Consider the following 16,593-nt stretch of genomic DNA (forward strand, 5'->3'; position numbering starts at 1 on the left):
ATTAATATTTTTCAGATCCTAAAATATACTCCGCAAGCCCACACTAATAAGCCTTCAATCTAAATTTCAAAATAAAACTAGCACCATTATCATCGTTATTACAATTCGATATTGTTCCCTGAAACCGATCCATAAAAGATTTTACAATTGCCATTCCCAAGCCACTTCCCATTTCGGCACTTTTCGTTGTAAACAAGGGGTCGTAAATTTTTTCCTGAATACTTGAATCGATGCCGGTTCCATTGTCATGGATCTTTAAAATACCAAATTCCTGATCGGCAGAGACCTCAATTTTAATCTTTTTATGCTCCCTTTGCACCTTGTCTAAGGAATGAATTGCATTAACCACCATATTCACTACTATTTGCTCAAATTGCACATCGTTCGCATACACCATTATGGGATTATTTGAAAGCTCAGCCACCAAATCAATACTATGATCATTCACCTGCCGTTTCACCAAAGATAGAGAACGATTGACCCCATCTACCATATCTATAACATCATCAGCAATGTCTTGTGGCTTTTCCCAAAAGGTTCGCATGTGTTTAATGATAGCGTCAATTCGGGATGTTCCTTCAGAGATTGTTTTAATTTTCCGAGTAAACATTTCAGGCAGATGCCCGGGATTCCTTTTTTGCCAGAATAATACGCTGTCTGCAGTAATTTTTATAGCATTTAAGGGCTGATTGATTTCGTGCGTAATTCCTGCGGCCATCACACCAATAGAAGCAAGTCGGGATGATTCTTCCAACAATCGAAATGCCTCAATATTCTTCTGTTCTGCTTCAATACGCGCATTCATTAAAGAATTCCTCTCCCAGGCATTTGCAATCATATTTACAGTAGAGAAGAAAATACTTATCTCATCTCTACTCCAATGGTGTTTCTGATTTTGAGAAAAACCCATTAAGCCAAGTACCTCCTTTTCTACAAAAACAGGCAACAAAACTACTGCTTGTATATTCCTGTTCCGATAGAAATATTGCTCCTTCTTATTCAAATTACTTAAATCGTGCGACACGATACTTCTATTCTTTCTCACCCGATCGATCATTTCCTTTATCTCTGAAAAATAGAAGTGATCGACATCTTTAATATTCTTTCCTTTTGTAGAAACACGACTATTTATTTTGATAGCTGAATCCTTAGAATCGCGGATGGAATAGAGACTTATTCTAGCCACATTCAATTCTTCTGTCATTAATTTAAGCACATCATCCAGTACGTTTTTAAAATCTGCCGATGCATTTAGCGACCTTCCAACAATACCTAATAATCTTTCATGCTTTATCGAAACCTCTAACCTTTTCTGCTCTCCCCTTAATGCTTTCTCAGCTCTGATTCGCTGAATAATTGCTCTGGATAAAACAGTAATTATTCCACCTGCCAGCACCGTAATTCCAATTAAAATATGGATCCAATCTTTATTCTCGCTATAAAAAGAAAGCGGAGCATTAATCAATTTCGTTTCCTTTGGCAAGACATCGCGATCGATGTGGAATCTTTGTAATTCATGATAATTTACGACATACTGATCCAGTGGCTTTTTATAAATTGGAATAGAATCTGCCGGAGTTCCCGAAATAACTTTATCGGCCATTTGAGCAGCCATTCTACCATGTAATTTGCCACTCACGGCTTTTCCACCCAAAACCCCGTCACTAATTAGAAAAGACCATGCTGTATAAACAGGAACTCTGCTTTGCGGAACCAATAAATCTAAATTATCCTGAAAACTCACAAACTTTCCAAATCTATCTTTATTGAAAGTCAATAACAGAATAGCGGTGTCTCCTTTAATCTTCGAAATATTTTGCCTTAGCTCCTCCACACTCTGATCATCGAAATAGGTAAATCGGATGCGAGCCTTGTACTTTTGCTGAAGATCCACCATCAGCATTTTATTTAACTTGGCAGTTGTGGTTTTATTATCATTGATAACAACCAGATGTTTCGTTTTAGGTCTTGTCTTTAGTATCAAATCAATTAGACCATTCCAATCCACATCCTCCGTAATTCCAGTGATATTGGACAATCCATCAATCATATCTTGTTTAAAATGATTAATTCCACAAAAAATGATTGGAGTTTTACTAAAAAATTTTGCCCCGTGTTCCTTCACAAATGACAAAGCATTATTATCCGAAACAATAATGGCATCGTAATTTTCTTTTTCCAGTTTAAGGTCGTAGAGCTCAATTAATTTATCAAGATAAGCCTGGGAAGGATTTCTTTTGGTATCCAAATATTCATAATCCAATTCATATTTATTGCCGATGGAATCCATAACCTCCTTAATTCCCTTATTTACATTATCGGTCCATCTTAATCCCTGATGATAGGAATGTAACACAAGCACTTTTTTCCGCCCCTGCGCAAATGCTGAAAAGGAATTAATAAGAAACAATAAGAAGAATAGGCAAACTAATACTCTATTATATAATTTCATTAGGGATAAATATTAAAAGCCCTAAAATAATTTATTTCAGAGCTTAATTCATCATATTAGGAGATGTTACGTGAAAGGTTTGAGTAGTTCTTATTGATTTTGAGAATAAGGTAATGAAAATTTAAAGCTGCTTCCTTTTCCCAATTCACTATCTACCCATATTTTTCCATGATGCCTCTCCACAAACTCTTTACACAAAATTAAACCAAGACCTGTACCGGTTTCATTATCGGTACCCTTCTGAACATGCTGCTCATCTATTCGAAAGAGTTTTCCCATAACCTCAGGAGCGATACCTATACCGTTATCCTGTACCCAAATTTCAATCATTTGCTTATTTATATGGGATCTGACAATAACTTCTCCTCCGTGAGGTGTAAATTTTATAGCATTCGAAATAAGGTTGCGAACAACGGTATTTATCATGTTAGGATCTGCCATCACTCTTAGATCTTCCTGTACATTTGCAATTAAACGAATATCTTTTCCTTCTGCACTACCTGTAAGCAAATTAACCGATTCATTCACCAAGTCCCATAAATCAATTACTTTGGGCTTCCAGGCTATAGCACCCGTTTGCATTCTAGACCATTCTAATAAATTTTCCAGTAAGCGAAAACCCTGCCTGGCTGATTGATTGATGATAGAGGAAAATGTTTTTACCTGTTCTTTACTGAGATCATCACCATTCTCAACCAATATATCGGATGCTCCGATAAGAGATGCAAATGGGTTTTTTAAATCATGTGCTATGATAGAGAAAAATTTATCTTTTGTGGCATTAAGACTTTCCAGTTCCTTCCTTTGCCTATCAATCATTAACTTTTGTCGGGTAAGTTCTTCCTCTAAAAGATCCTTATCCACCATTCGCTTCTTAATATTTTGCAAAGGAATTAATATGGAGTCAATTATTTGGATTCCGAACTTAGATTCCAATAACTTTAAATGATCCTCGGTACATTTAAGAAAAACCGAATCCTGCTTAGCAGTTGCTGATGCCGATCTTAATTCAGAATGAATAATTGCATATTCGCCAAAACTATTGCCAGACTCCAGCTCTACAAAAACATGCCCTTCATCGTGTATCTGAACACAACCTTTGGCAATGATATATACTGCTCCTCCTTCATCTCCTTTGGTGAAAATAATTGCTTCTTTAGCTACATGCACCTCATCAACAATACTACTCAGAAAATGAAAAACTTCCTCTTTTCGATCTGTCAGGAAATCTAATTTTTGAAGTAGTTCAATTTTATAATTATCTGTTAGTAACATGTTCTATTAGAATTAAACAAGATGGAATTAATTTCTATCAAAGCTAAAAAAATAGAAATAATAAAAGAATTAGGAATAAAATTATCAAAAAAAAACTACTGAAATAAATCCAGTAGTTTCCTCTTTATAAAACCTTAAACTTAGAATATTTTGAAACCTAATGTTACATTAAACATTTTATTCTTTTTCAGATATTCCGATGAAATATTAGATAAACCAGCTTCATAATCAACATCAAGTGTCAATTTCCAAACATCCACACCAGCTCCAACTTTCACATTCCATACAGCATCTTCAAAACTTGGGTTACTGTATTTATCTTTAAAAGTACTGGTAAAGCTATCGTCAATCTTAAAGGATGCAACAGGACCAGCAAATGCTCTTAGTTTAAAAAGAGGTAATTTCACCAACTTATAACCTAGTAGCATCGGTATATCCAGACTTTTAGTTTTAAAATCATAAGAATCACCGGCAACTTCCACATTACTCTTTCTGGATACATAGTTTAATTCTGGTTGTATATACCATTTATTAAGGTTAATTCTTAAAAATGCTCCCAACATCATTCCGTTATCGGCATTTTCCTTTACACTAGCTGCATTAAAATCAGAATTTACTTTAGTGCTTACAAAACCGCCATGAAAACCAAAGTTTACAGGGGAAGACAATTGGGCGAACAAGGCATTTGCGCTTAAGCAAATGGCTATAGCTAAAATTAGTTTTTTCATAGATTCAAATTTGTTTTTAATTAATATGTCCTTTCGATTCTTTACGGATACACTCCCCCTTTTTCATTAATTGCAATTGGGGAGTTCATTAATATTCTAAAATAACAGAATTTAATTCTTCCTCTTCAAAAATCTAATGCTAAAATAGAGAATAATATCATTCGCACAGCATAAAAGCCTTTAGAAAACAAAAAAGCCTGGTAAAATTACCAGGCTTTTGTTTCGTTTTGGATGATATTTACAATCCTAATTTCTCTTTCATTTCCTTAGATAAAGCATTCTTATTAATCATGAAAGACATTGTTTTGTAGGCAACAAATGGGTAGGAAGCATAAAAATATCCCTTATACTGATTATAATCTCCCCAAGAGTTTTTCACGATAAAGTACTTATTATCTTTTTGATCTTTGGCTATACCAACAATGTGCATTCCATGATCATCCGTAGTCTGATAATTATCGAAAGCTTGCTGACGCATTTTCTGTGTAATTACCTTTTCTTTACCTGGTCCTTCGATGGCATACAATTTTTTATCCTTTTCTTTTTGAGATAAGTTTTCCCATTTAGAAATCTCAGAATCAGTCATATTTTTAGTATCCTTCTCTGGTACGATAGCAACTCCCTTTTTAGATTGAAATCCTTTTTCGCTAACATCAGCAGCCCAACCAATGGTATATCCATTCATGATGGCATTCTCCATGATTTGCATCATATCATCCATAGGAACATTATACACTTCATTCCACAACCAGTTATCAGGTACTTCAATAATAAATTTCTCATAAAATGAATGATGAGTATAAGATGAAATCTCAATATAGTCGTCAGGATTTAATCCAACGAAGTCTTTGGCGAAAGTTTTAGGAGTATATTCTTTCCCTTCATATTTAAATGTTTTAGGAAGCTTACCTAAATAGGCATCCAGAATACCATCAAATCCTTGGTGCCAAACAGGAGTTAATTTGTGATTTTTATTCTCAATAACAGCACCAACATAGTCTTTTAATACTTCGTCTAATTCTCCATGAGTATGACCTTCTTCACCATATTCGATTCCATGATATACACTCTCTGGTACCAATCCATAGTTCTTAAGAACATAGGTAACATCATGAAAGGCTCCGCCGCCACCAAAATTGAATTTGCCATTCATACGAACATCTTTAATCGACTTATCCGAATAACAATGGTTTACAACGAACATTTCAGATAAATCTACTACAGGTTTACCCTCCCTTAGCATTTCCGACTCCAAAAAAGATAAGCCCGAAAATGACCAACAAGTGCCAGATCTATGTTGATCTTTCACCGATGTTGCTGGTAATCTTTTAATATCCGTAAAAGTATAAGACTCTTTTTTGTCTTTTTTCACTTTTTTCTTAGCACCAGCAGGACCGCTAATTAGCAATACAACTGCAAGTAATGTCGCACTTAGGAATTTAATTTTCATTTTTTTATTATTTGCCTATTAGTATTTTCCTTATTTCAAACGGTTGCAAAAGTAACAAAATCTGCAAGGCAAGCAATTCATAGATTAATTTCTCCCTTTGTTTTCGATAAAATGCGAGCTATGCCAGACGAAAGAGCACAAAAAAAGGAGGAGCTAAATAGGCTAGCTCCTCCAATTCATAGTATTAACACAGCTCAAATTACGAGATGTTTACCCAATACTCCCTTTTTTTCCATTAAACCAACACAAGATTCTGCAATTTGTTCATCTGTCAGACTCTCGCAATTATAAATCACATCAAATACTGTATTTGGCAAAGCATTCCTGTTAAAGTAATTCCTTAAGATCTCTCTTTTCTGGTCAATTTCGTTGGCATACTTTATCATTTCCTCCATGCTCAACTTATAAATCTTTTGAAGTTGAGCTGCTCTCCATTCCAAGGGAGCTTGCAGTTTTACGTGAAAGGAACGCTCGATATCATGCGTTAGCACCACACCACCTCTACCTATAATTATACAACTACCCTTACAAGCAAAGGTGCGAACCACCTCAGCAATCGTTTTCTTTATTTTCCGATCGCTATGATAGTATTTACTGGATAAGGCAGCAATAATTTCATCCCAGGTAGATTTTTCTTTGGAATTAAACACATACTCCAGTTTAGCAGGATGTAAATTCAACTCCTTTGCCGATTGTTCCAGAATTTCTTTTGTAAGACAAGACCAATTTTTTCCTGTAGTAGCATTTAATTTCTCCACCATCAAATTGGCAATATTAATGGCTGTACAGCCACATTCCCGTGATATTGTCACTACCGGTCCTTCGCAAAATATCTCCTTTTTAGGGGGGATAATTTTAGTTTGAAACCTATTTTCCATGTACTTCAATAGAATATTATCCATATCCACCTCCTTATTAATTAACAGCTACCCATAATTTAAGCTTTTTTGAGAATAAATGAAAATGGAATGGCATTCATTTTGTTATCAAGACCCATTATTAAAGGGAGGTATTTTTAATTTTTTAAATTTGTATCTCATTCATATGGAGTAATCCAAAAACCAAGACAATGTTTAAAAATATTCTACTTACAGTCACTCTATTTCTTACGATTTTAAATCCGATTAGTGCACAGCTAAATACTCGAAACATATTCGACAAAGGTAGAAATGCCATATATTTTGATGATTACACAGAGGCAATAACTAAGTTCAACGATATTATTAGGGTAAAACCTTATCTTCCGGAACCTTACTTTTTCCGGGGTTTGGCAAAATCTTATCTGGAGGATTATAATGGAGCAATGGCAGATTATACCAAAGCCATCGAATTAAATCCGAACTACACCTATGCCTATTTGTATCGGGGGATTGCCAAACAAAATCTCAAGAACTATAGATCTGCAATTGAAGATTTTGATAAGGCACTGGAATTCAAACCTAATTTTGCGGATATATTTTTCAGCAAGGGGAATAGCCTGTTTTCGTTAAAAAAATATAAAGAGGCAGAGAAAAATTACTCAAAAGCAATACAGATAGATCCCGAATTAATGGGCGCTTATCTCAACCGTGCGCTTGTACGCGATAATTTAAAGGACACTGATGGTGCTATACAAGATTGTAATAAAGCAATACAGCTAAACAATTTCTCAGCTGATGCTTTTGGCAATCGTGGTTATATGAAATTCAAAAAGAAAGAATACGCCGAAGCGATTAAAGATTATGATCGGGCATTAAAACTAAAACCTGAAAACACCAGGGTATTGATGAGCCGTGCCATTGCAAATTATTCCATGAAAAACCTGAAAGCTAGTCTCGCCGATTACAACAAAGTGCTGGAATTAGATCCCTACAATGCCTACGGATACTATAACAGAGCTTTACTAAGATCCGAAATTGGGGATTACAATGCAGCTATTGAAGATTTCAATAGTGTTTTGGAAATGAATCCTGATAATATGCTAATCTATTTTAACAGAGGCTTTGTGAAATCAGATATTGGCGATTTATATGGAGCAATTGCGGATTACACCACAGCCATAAGAATATATCCTGATTTTGCAAAAGCCTACCTGGCCAGATCTTCGGCCAAACGAGAGCTCAATGATGTGAAAGGTGCTATGCAAGACAGAAATCAGGGATTATTAATTATTGAGCGTTATAAGAAAATGAAAAATGAAGGCAGAATGGCTGCTTTCGTGGATACAACCGAAAATTTTCAAAAGCTTATTGACTTAAACTCGAAAGAATCATATACCGAAACCATTATAAAAGGAAAGGTACAGGACAAATATGTAACCATTCAATTGGAAAACAATTTTTTAATTACTCACTTAAGTTTAGATAGTCTTCGTGCTGGCAAAGTTCAATATTACGACCAAAGCATAATGCACTTAAATCAGAAACAAAATTATGATCCTGCATTTACCATTGCAAATAAGAATTACAGGTATCCTGAAAATTTAATTGACCAACAATTGAATAAGGCTAAGACTCAGATTGAAGAGGGAAATAAGCAGGCGTATTTCAACAGGGGCGTCTATCAGCTTATCGATAAAAAATACAATATGGCTATTGAAGATTTCAATAAATACATTGAATTTGATCCCAACTCTGCCTTCGGCTATTTTAATCGGGCTAATGCCATGGTTGCAATGACAGATTATATACAATCCATTGGGGTGAGCGATGAGTCGATTATCAGTTTGCGACCGGAGGAGAAGAAAAATAAAGGAGAAGTTATTGTAGATTATACCAGTGCCATTAAAGACTATAACAAAGCCATTCAACTGGATCCAACTTTTACCTTTTCCATTTTCAACCGGGGAAATGCTTATGCCAAATCGAAACAATTTAAAAAAGCAATTGCCGACTACGATTGGGCGATCCATATTGATACTGGTTTTGCCGAGGCTTATTATAATCGCGGACTGGTTTATTTATTTCTTGATAATAAGGAATTAGCTTATGAAGATCTGAGTAAAGCCGGAGAATTAGGTTTATTAAATGCCTATAATGTGATTAAGAGGTATTGTAATAAAAAATAAAAATATTGACAGTAATTAAATAATATAAGAATGATTCCCAATCAACCTTTAGCAGAAAGATTACGCCCCACAGAACTTAAAAACTATTTGGGACAAAAACATTTGGTAGGCGAAAAATCGGTACTGCGCAAAATGATAGAATCCGGTAACATTTCCTCCTTTATTTTATGGGGACCTCCGGGAGTTGGAAAAACCACTTTAGCAAAAATAATTGCCAATCAGCTAAATCGACCATTCTATACCTTATCCGCAGTAAACTCAGGAGTTAAAGATGTTCGGGAGGTAATTTCCAAGGCTGAAAAACAGAAATTCTTTTCCACACCAAACCCAATCCTTTTCATCGATGAGATTCATCGCTTTAGCAAATCACAACAAGATTCGCTATTGGGAGCGGTGGAAAATGGTACGGTTACCCTGATAGGTGCAACTACCGAAAATCCATCTTTTGAGGTGATCTCCCCCCTTTTATCCCGATGCCAGGTGTATGTGTTAAAGCCACAAGAAAAAGAAGACTTGGAATATCTTATCGATTACGCTCTTCAAAATGACAATCACTTAAAGGAGAAATCGGTTGAGGTTAAGGAAAAAGAAGCCTTATTAAAATTCTCGGGAGGAGATGCCAGAAAATTACTCAATATCCTTGAATTGGTGATTAATTCTCAGACTTCCGAAGATATTACTATCACCAATGAGCTGGTCACCAAGGAACTTCAGGAAAATCCATCCATGTACGATAAGGATGGGGAACAGCACTTCGATATCGCCTCTGCTTTAATCAAATCAATTCGCGGAAGTGATCCCGATGCATCGGTATATTGGTTAGCAAGAATGATAGAAGGTGGTGAGGATGCCAAATTTATTGCGCGTCGATTGGTGATCTCGGCCAGTGAGGATATCGGATTGGCAAATCCCAATGCATTATTATTAGCCAATGCTTGTTTTCAAGCGGTTAATCTGGTAGGCATGCCCGAATCGAGAATCATTTTATCCGAGACAACCATCTACCTGGCAACATCCCCAAAGAGCAATGCCTCCTATATGGCTATTAACAAAGCGCAAGCTCTGGTTCGTGAAACTGGTAATTTATCGGTGCCTTTGCCTTTAAGAAATGCGCCAACCAAACTCATGAAGGACTTAGGCTACAAAAAGGACTACAAGTATGCTCATGATTATCCAGGTAATTTTATCGATCAGCAATATCTTCCGGATGAAATTAAAACGCAGCGGCTTTATATTCCGCAAAGAAATGCACAGGAATTAAAGATTTGGGAAAGATTAAAAGGCTGGTGGCAGAATAGATTTTAAGCATATCACCGGGACAAAAACACAAATTAACTTTACGGATAATTTTCTTAGGCTGAGCTTTCTTCCTGCAACTTGCAGGAGACTTTCTTCAGCCAATATTTCCTTCCTGCAACTTGCAGGGGATTTTCTCAACTTGAGATTTCTTCCTGCAAACTGCAGGGGATTTTCTCAGCCTGAGATTTCTTCCTGCAACTTGCAGGAGACTTTCTTCAGCCAACATTTCCTTCCTGCAAACTGCAGGGGATTTTCTCAGCTTGAGAATTCTTCCTGCAAACTGCAGGGGACTTTCTGCAAGCAGCATCTCCTCCCTGCAGCTTGCAGGAGATGATTTCAGATAGAAAACACTTAATATCATCCCATTAAGGTATCGCGCCAACACCTATCAAATACCCCGAAAATTGATTACTTTTGCCTCAAATAAAATTAAAGATCATGATTACGAATATTCCAAATATCAAACATACCGACAGTGGCAACTTCTTTCTTCTGGCTGGTCCATGTGCTATCGAAGGCGAAGAAATTGCCATGAGAATTGCAGAGAAAATTGTTGCTATCACCAATAAATTACAAATCCCTTACATTTTTAAAGGATCGTACCGCAAAGCCAATCGCTCTCGTTTGGATTCCTTCGCCGGAATTGGAGATGAAAAAGCTTTAAAAATCCTGAAAAAGGTAAGCGACACCTTTCATATCCCAACAGTTACCGACATACACAGTGCCGAAGAAGCAGCAATGGCAGCCGAATATGTAGATGTATTACAGATCCCTGCTTTTTTATGTCGTCAGACCGATTTATTAGTGGCAGCAGCAAAAACAGGAAAGGTTGTGAATATTAAAAAAGGCCAATTCCTGGCAGCTGAATCTATGCAGTTTGCTGTAAATAAGGTTAGGGAATCCGGTAACGATTTAGTAATGCTCACCGATCGTGGAAATATGTTCGGTTATCAGGATATGATTGTTGATTTCCGAGGTATTCCGGTAATGCAAGAAAATAATTGCCCGGTAATATTAGATATCACTCATTCCTTGCAGCAACCAAACCAAAGCAATGGCGTTACCGGAGGAAAACCTGAATTGATCGAAACTATTGCCAAAGCAGGTATTGCTGTTGGGGCAGATGGTATTTTTATTGAAACACATCCCGATCCTGCTAATGCAAAATCTGATGGTGCAAACATGTTGCATCTCGATCATTTGGAAGATCTGCTAAGCAAATTGGTCGCCATTCGAAAGGTTGTTGGTCAGTTTTAAACATACAAAAGATCCAGCTTGATGCTGGATCTTTTTCATTTACTAAATTACTAAATCTATATAAGACACTAATATTGCTCCCTTTTCACATAACTCGTATGAAGTAATTTATGGGATTTATGGCTTAAAGGTTCCTCCAAAAAGTCTTGGTAAACCTGAACGATTTCAGGATTTTCATGAGACTTACGAATTGGTAAATTTCTATCCTCCTCGTAAATTGCCTGCATTCTCTTTAGACGAACTTCGTTATCCACAGGGAAAGGTTGTCCTCCACCACCTAAGCATCCACCAGGACAAGCCATGATCTCGATAAAGTGATAGGTACGTTCCCCATTTTTAATTGCCTCCATTAACTTATGAGCATTTTGAAGACCGTTGGTGATGGCGCACTTTAATTCCACACCTTCAAGGAAATTCCATTCCTTCTTCGTACCGGTTATTTGTATCGAGGCTTCCTTCACTCCTGCCAATCCACGCACAGGAGTAATCTCCAAATTATCAAAAGGCACCTCTCTTCCAGTTACAATTTCGTAGGCAGTTCGTAATGCAGCTTCCATCACACCACCGGTAACTCCGAAAATAACTCCTGCACCAGTTGAAACACCCATGATAGAATCGAAATGTTCATCGTTCAACTTTTCAAATTCAATACCAGCCTGCTTTATCATCACGGCCAATTCTCTGGTCGTTAATACGTAATCAACATCTTTGTATCCGCTATCTTTCATCTCGGGCCTATTGGCTTCAAACTTTTTGGCTGTACAAGGCATTATCGAAACAGAAACTATATTTTGTGGTTCCACATCAATATTTTTGGCATAGTAGGTTTTCGCTAATGCTCCGAACATTTGCTGCGGTGATTTACAAGTAGAAAGATTAGGCAAATATTCAGGATATTTGTGCTCAATATATTTCACCCAACCCGGAGAACAAGAAGTTGCCATTGGTAAAGCTACCTCCGTATCACCATCCACTAAAGCTCTCTTCAAACGGGTAAGCAATTCGGTTCCTTCCTCCATAATAGTTAAATCAGCGGTAAAATCAGTATCCAATACCGAATCAAAACCCAAACGTTTTAGTGCGGCAACCATTTTGCCAGTTACGCGAGTACCGGAACCCAGGCCAAGCTCTTCGCCCAAGCCAATTCTTACTGCTGGAGCAGTTTGAACCACTACATGCACATCGGGATCTGCAATAGCATCCCACACCTTTTCCACATAGGATTTTTCAGTGAGAGCTCCTGTAGGACAATGAACAATACACTGCCCGCAATTTGTACAAACTACCTCATCCAACGAGCGATCGAAAAAAGTAGAGATTTTCATTTCGGATCCTTTGTGAGATACCGCAATAGCACCTACACTTTGAATTTCGGCACATGTTCTTACACATCTTTGACAACGAATACACTTACTATCATCCTTTTCTATAGCCGGAGAAATTCTATCTACTGTATAATTCTTATCCGGAACTAAATCAATAAAATCCTGATTTGTTATTTGAAATTCGGCAGAAAGTTCCTGCAGTTCACAATGACCATTACGGTAGCATTTGGTACACTCCTCGCGATGTTCAGTTAATAAAAGTTCAATGATGTGTTTTCGACAATTCCGAACCTTAAGACTGTTGGTATTAATTTCCATTCCTTCCGAAACGGGAGTAGCACACGAAGCTACTAATTTATTATTTCCAGTCTGCTCCACCACACAAACCCGGCAGTTTCCTGCAATACAAAGGTCTTTATGATAGCAAAGTGTTGGTATTTTAATATGAAGTTTTTCTGCTGCTTCGAGAATGGTTAATCCCTCCTTTACACTAACAGCTATTCCATTGATTGATAAATTGACCATATTTGACATATCTATTCTCTTTAAATGGTTATAAAATTAAGTGGCAACAATTCTCTGTTTAGTAAATCATTTCTTCGCGGAAGTTTTCCACAATTGATGAAAATGAATTTGCTACAGATTGTCCCAATCCACACTTAGCTGTTAATTTCATAGTTTCAGTAAGCTTCATTAATTTATCAAGATAAGAGGTTGGTTTTTCTCCGCGTTTTACCGCACGAATTCCTTTTAATAATTGCTGACATCCCACTCTGCATGGAGTACATTGTCCGCAAGATTCTTCCTCGAAAAAATCCAAATAGTTATTCAAAACATTATACATAGATCGGGAACTATTAAAGATCATCATAGAACCTCCTGTTGGTAAGGAAATACCTGTCAGTTTTCCCTGATAACCAATAGTTGTTTTGGCAAATCGTTTGCGAGGAACCAAAAATCCGGATGCACCACCAACTTGTACGGCTTTTGTATCTCCATCTCCAAAATCATCCACAAAATCCTGTACAGTCATTCCCAATTCCAGTTCATAAATTCCTGGGATAGGAGTATCGCCCGATACGGAAAAAACCTTTGATCCCCGGGAATCTTTCACTCCTAAGTCTCTAAATTTTTGAGCACCAAATTTTAGAATGGTATAAGAATGTGCTAATGTTTCTACATTATTTATAACCGTTGGTTTATTGAGATAACCACATTCTGTTGGAAATGGAGGTTTATTTCTTGGTTCTCCTCTTTTACCTTCCATTGATTCGAAAAGCGCACTTTCTTCCCCACAAATGTAGGCTCCACTTCCTAAAAAGATTTCCACACGAAAATCCAAACCTAAATCATCCAGAATATCATGAAATTTCCTTATTTCCTTTTTCAGTTCCGGCACTAAAAATTTATACTCCCCACGCAGGTAGATAAATCCTTTTCGCGCACCTGTTATTTTGGCACATACGGCCATTCCTGATAGCACTTTATGAGGAACTCTGGAGAGAATTTCACGATCTTTAAAAGTACCCGGTTCCCCTTCATCTGCGTTACAGATTACATATTTATCCTTCTCTTTTGACTCTGCGGTAAGTTTCCACTTCAAACCGGTTGGGAAACCAGCTCCTCCTCTCCCTTTCAGGCCGGAGTTCACCATCTCATTGATTATTTCCTGATTGGGTTTTGACAGTGCTTTTCTAAGTATCTCCTTACAATCTTCATCATTTTTAAAGATCAGATCGATTCTATGTAGCTGTTTTTTTGTTGTTGTCATTTTGGGTTATTTATGTGTTAGCTTTAGATCATCTTAATTATTTCTCCTCCTTATATTCTCTCAAAATATCCACTACGTTCTCTGGTGTTAACTCCGTATACACCTCGTCATTAACCAACATAGCAGGTGCCTTATGACACCAACCCAAACAATTGGTTTGCAGAATAGTGAATTTTTTATCAATTGTTGTTTCCCCAACTTTTACTTTAAGAAAATTCTCAATTGCCAAAAGGATTTGATTCTTACCTTTCATGGAACAGGTTATTGTTTTACAAATCCGGATCACATATTTACCTCTTGGTTCCGTATCTAGAAAAGAATAAAAACTAGCTGTTCCATAAACGTGTGCGGCCGGAATAGCCATGGCTTTCGAAATTTTAAGAATCACGTCTTCGGAAAGAAATCTCTCCTGATCAACAACTCCTTGTAAAATGGGAAGAAGATTTTCCCGATCAGTTCCATATTTAGAAATCAAGCCCTGTACTAATTTTTCCTGAAAATCCATAAACTGTTAGTTTAAGTGTTATTATTATTAGCGTCTCGCTTTGAAGATAAATAAATTAAAGAATTATTTCTCCATTAAACACATAAACTTAAAATTCAGACTATTACAAATCCACTCCACAAATTACAATAACATAAACTTGTCTGAAATTGATATTACAGGAAAAACAAAGCAATAATAAGAGTTCTATCTCGTAATAATATTTTCTTATTTTCATTAGTAACTGCTCTAAAACACATCTAATTTAAATTTAGACTCTTTTAACACTAGGGATTTAAATAAAATGCAAAAAAAAACCTTCGGTACAATACCGAAGGTTTTCCTTATTAAAATCTAAACGAGTTAATTATATTCTTTCGGATTTATTTCTCCTCTCATAACCATATAACCATTCATAGCCAAAGCCTTCATTTCATCTTCTCCAGGATAAACAAGAACTGGTGCAATAAATGAAACCATATCCTTCACATAGTTTACCAAATCAGGATTATGAGCGATACCTCCAGTTAGGAGAATACCGTCAACTTCCCCTTTTAATACACTCGCCATAGCACCGATAGATTTTGCAACCTGATACGACATAGCATCCTGTATTAATTTGGCTTTAGCATCGCCATTTTTTGCTTTTACTTCCACTTCGTAAGCATCGTTAGTACCAATATGAGCCACTAATCCACCTTCCCCTTTAATCATTTTCTTAACCTCATCCAAAGTGTATTTCCCACTAAAACATAGCTTTGCAAGTGCTCCTGCGGGAAGTGTTCCTGATCTCTCCGGAGAAAAAGGACCTTCTCCATCTAAGGCATTATTCACATCAATAATACGTCCTTTAAGATGAGCACCCACAGAAATACCACCTCCTAGATGAGCTACAATAACATTAATTTCGTCGTATTTTTTATCAATGGAACGAGCGAATGCTCTTCCAATTGCCTTTTGATTCAATGCATGAAAAATAGATACTCTTTGAAATTCAGGATGTCCCGAAATACGAGCAACATCTTCCATTTCATCTACTACAACGGGATCAGCAATATATGCCTTAGCCTTAGGTAGGCTTTGAGCGATATTATCCGCAATTAATCCACCAAGGTTACTTGCATGTTCTCCTAATACACTTATTCTCAAATCCTCTTTTAATCGATCATTTACCTCATAAATTCCTGATTCAATTGGCTTCACCAAGCCACCTCTACCAACAACTACCTCAATTAAATCAATCTGAATCTCAGCATTGATCAATTCCTGCATGATAATATCTTTACGGAATTCAAACTGATCGGGAATCGATTCAAAATGAGAAAGTTCTTCAGCAGTATGTTTGATATTTTTCAAAAAAACTGATTTATCACCTTGATAAACAGCAATTTTTGTTGATGTTGAGCCGGGATTTATCGCTAATATTCTACGCGTTTCCATTAGTTAAAAGTATGTTTGTGTTTATGTCCTTGTCTAATTAATTGCAAAAATATCAATCCTGATTAG

Annotated in this window: 13 protein-coding genes; 3 read left to right on the forward strand and 10 right to left on the reverse strand. The window is 36.6% G+C overall.

The window, feature by feature from the left end; genetic code table 11:
• Positions 1–43 precede the first annotated feature (43 nt).
• The 5 genes from DLK05_RS02290 to DLK05_RS02310 all read right to left on the reverse strand — a co-directional run bounded on the left by DLK05_RS02290 (position 44) and on the right by DLK05_RS02310 (position 6,807).
• A complete protein-coding gene (locus DLK05_RS02290; RefSeq protein ID WP_127342367.1) occupies positions 44–2,452 on the reverse strand; it encodes an ABC transporter substrate binding protein in 2,409 nt (802 codons plus the stop codon).
• A 90-nt stretch (positions 2,453–2,542) separates the two neighbouring features.
• Positions 2,543–3,727 carry an ATP-binding protein gene (locus DLK05_RS02295; RefSeq protein WP_127342368.1) on the reverse strand — a complete coding sequence of 395 codons (1,185 nt, stop codon included), beginning with the start codon at positions 3,725–3,727 and terminating at the stop codon, positions 2,543–2,545.
• Positions 3,728–3,867: 140 nt separating this feature from the next.
• The gene (locus tag DLK05_RS02300) at positions 3,868–4,455 is read right to left on the reverse strand and encodes a porin family protein (RefSeq protein ID WP_127342369.1); all 588 of its coding nucleotides are present in this window, start codon (positions 4,453–4,455) and stop codon (positions 3,868–3,870) included.
• A gap of 238 nt (positions 4,456–4,693) precedes the next feature.
• On the reverse strand, positions 4,694–5,905 hold the full coding sequence (locus DLK05_RS02305) for a C1 family peptidase (RefSeq protein WP_127342370.1): 1,212 nt from the start codon (positions 5,903–5,905) through the stop codon (positions 4,694–4,696).
• Positions 5,906–6,099: 194 nt separating this feature from the next.
• Positions 6,100–6,807 (reverse strand): cytidylate kinase-like family protein, encoded by a 708-nt coding sequence (locus DLK05_RS02310; protein WP_127342371.1) that lies wholly within the window; start codon positions 6,805–6,807, stop codon positions 6,100–6,102.
• Between the two features lie 167 nt (positions 6,808–6,974).
• Between DLK05_RS02310 and DLK05_RS02315 the strand changes: the two genes are divergently transcribed.
• Both DLK05_RS02315 and DLK05_RS02320 read left to right on the forward strand, forming a co-directional pair.
• On the forward strand, positions 6,975–8,951 hold the full coding sequence (locus tag DLK05_RS02315) for a tetratricopeptide repeat protein (RefSeq protein ID WP_127342372.1): 1,977 nt from the start codon (positions 6,975–6,977) through the stop codon (positions 8,949–8,951).
• Between the two features lie 30 nt (positions 8,952–8,981).
• A complete protein-coding gene (locus DLK05_RS02320; protein WP_127342373.1) occupies positions 8,982–10,256 on the forward strand; it encodes a replication-associated recombination protein A in 1,275 nt (424 codons plus the stop codon).
• 88 nt (positions 10,257–10,344) lie between these two features.
• Here DLK05_RS02320 and DLK05_RS02325 read toward each other — a convergent pair whose 3' ends face one another.
• On the reverse strand, positions 10,345–10,611 hold the full coding sequence (locus tag DLK05_RS02325) for a hypothetical protein (RefSeq protein ID WP_127342374.1): 267 nt from the start codon (positions 10,609–10,611) through the stop codon (positions 10,345–10,347).
• A gap of 77 nt (positions 10,612–10,688) precedes the next feature.
• Here DLK05_RS02325 and kdsA point away from each other — a divergent pair, with 77 nt between their 5' ends.
• Positions 10,689–11,507, forward strand: a complete 819-nt coding sequence (gene kdsA / locus DLK05_RS02330; RefSeq protein WP_127342375.1) for a 3-deoxy-8-phosphooctulonate synthase — start codon at positions 10,689–10,691, stop codon at positions 11,505–11,507.
• 68 nt (positions 11,508–11,575) lie between these two features.
• On the opposite strand, the gene DLK05_RS02335 is transcribed toward kdsA, so the two are convergent.
• The 4 genes from DLK05_RS02335 to buk form a co-directional block, all read right to left on the reverse strand.
• A complete protein-coding gene (locus tag DLK05_RS02335; protein ID WP_127342376.1) occupies positions 11,576–13,366 on the reverse strand; it encodes an NADH-dependent [FeFe] hydrogenase, group A6 in 1,791 nt (596 codons plus the stop codon).
• 49 nt (positions 13,367–13,415) lie between these two features.
• On the reverse strand, positions 13,416–14,603 hold the full coding sequence (locus tag DLK05_RS02340) for an NADH-ubiquinone oxidoreductase-F iron-sulfur binding region domain-containing protein (protein WP_127342377.1): 1,188 nt from the start codon (positions 14,601–14,603) through the stop codon (positions 13,416–13,418).
• Positions 14,604–14,640: 37 nt separating this feature from the next.
• Positions 14,641–15,108, reverse strand: a complete 468-nt coding sequence (locus DLK05_RS02345) for an NADH-quinone oxidoreductase subunit NuoE family protein (RefSeq protein WP_127342378.1) — start codon at positions 15,106–15,108, stop codon at positions 14,641–14,643.
• 342 nt (positions 15,109–15,450) lie between these two features.
• Complete coding sequence (buk, locus tag DLK05_RS02350) at positions 15,451–16,527, reverse strand: butyrate kinase (protein WP_127342379.1); 1,077 nt, start codon at positions 16,525–16,527, stop codon at positions 15,451–15,453.
• Positions 16,528–16,593: the final 66 nt, after the last annotated feature.

It is taken from the genome of Ancylomarina longa, from assembly GCF_003996985.1.
Lineage (GTDB): Bacteria > Bacteroidota > Bacteroidia > Bacteroidales > Marinifilaceae > Ancylomarina_A > Ancylomarina_A longa.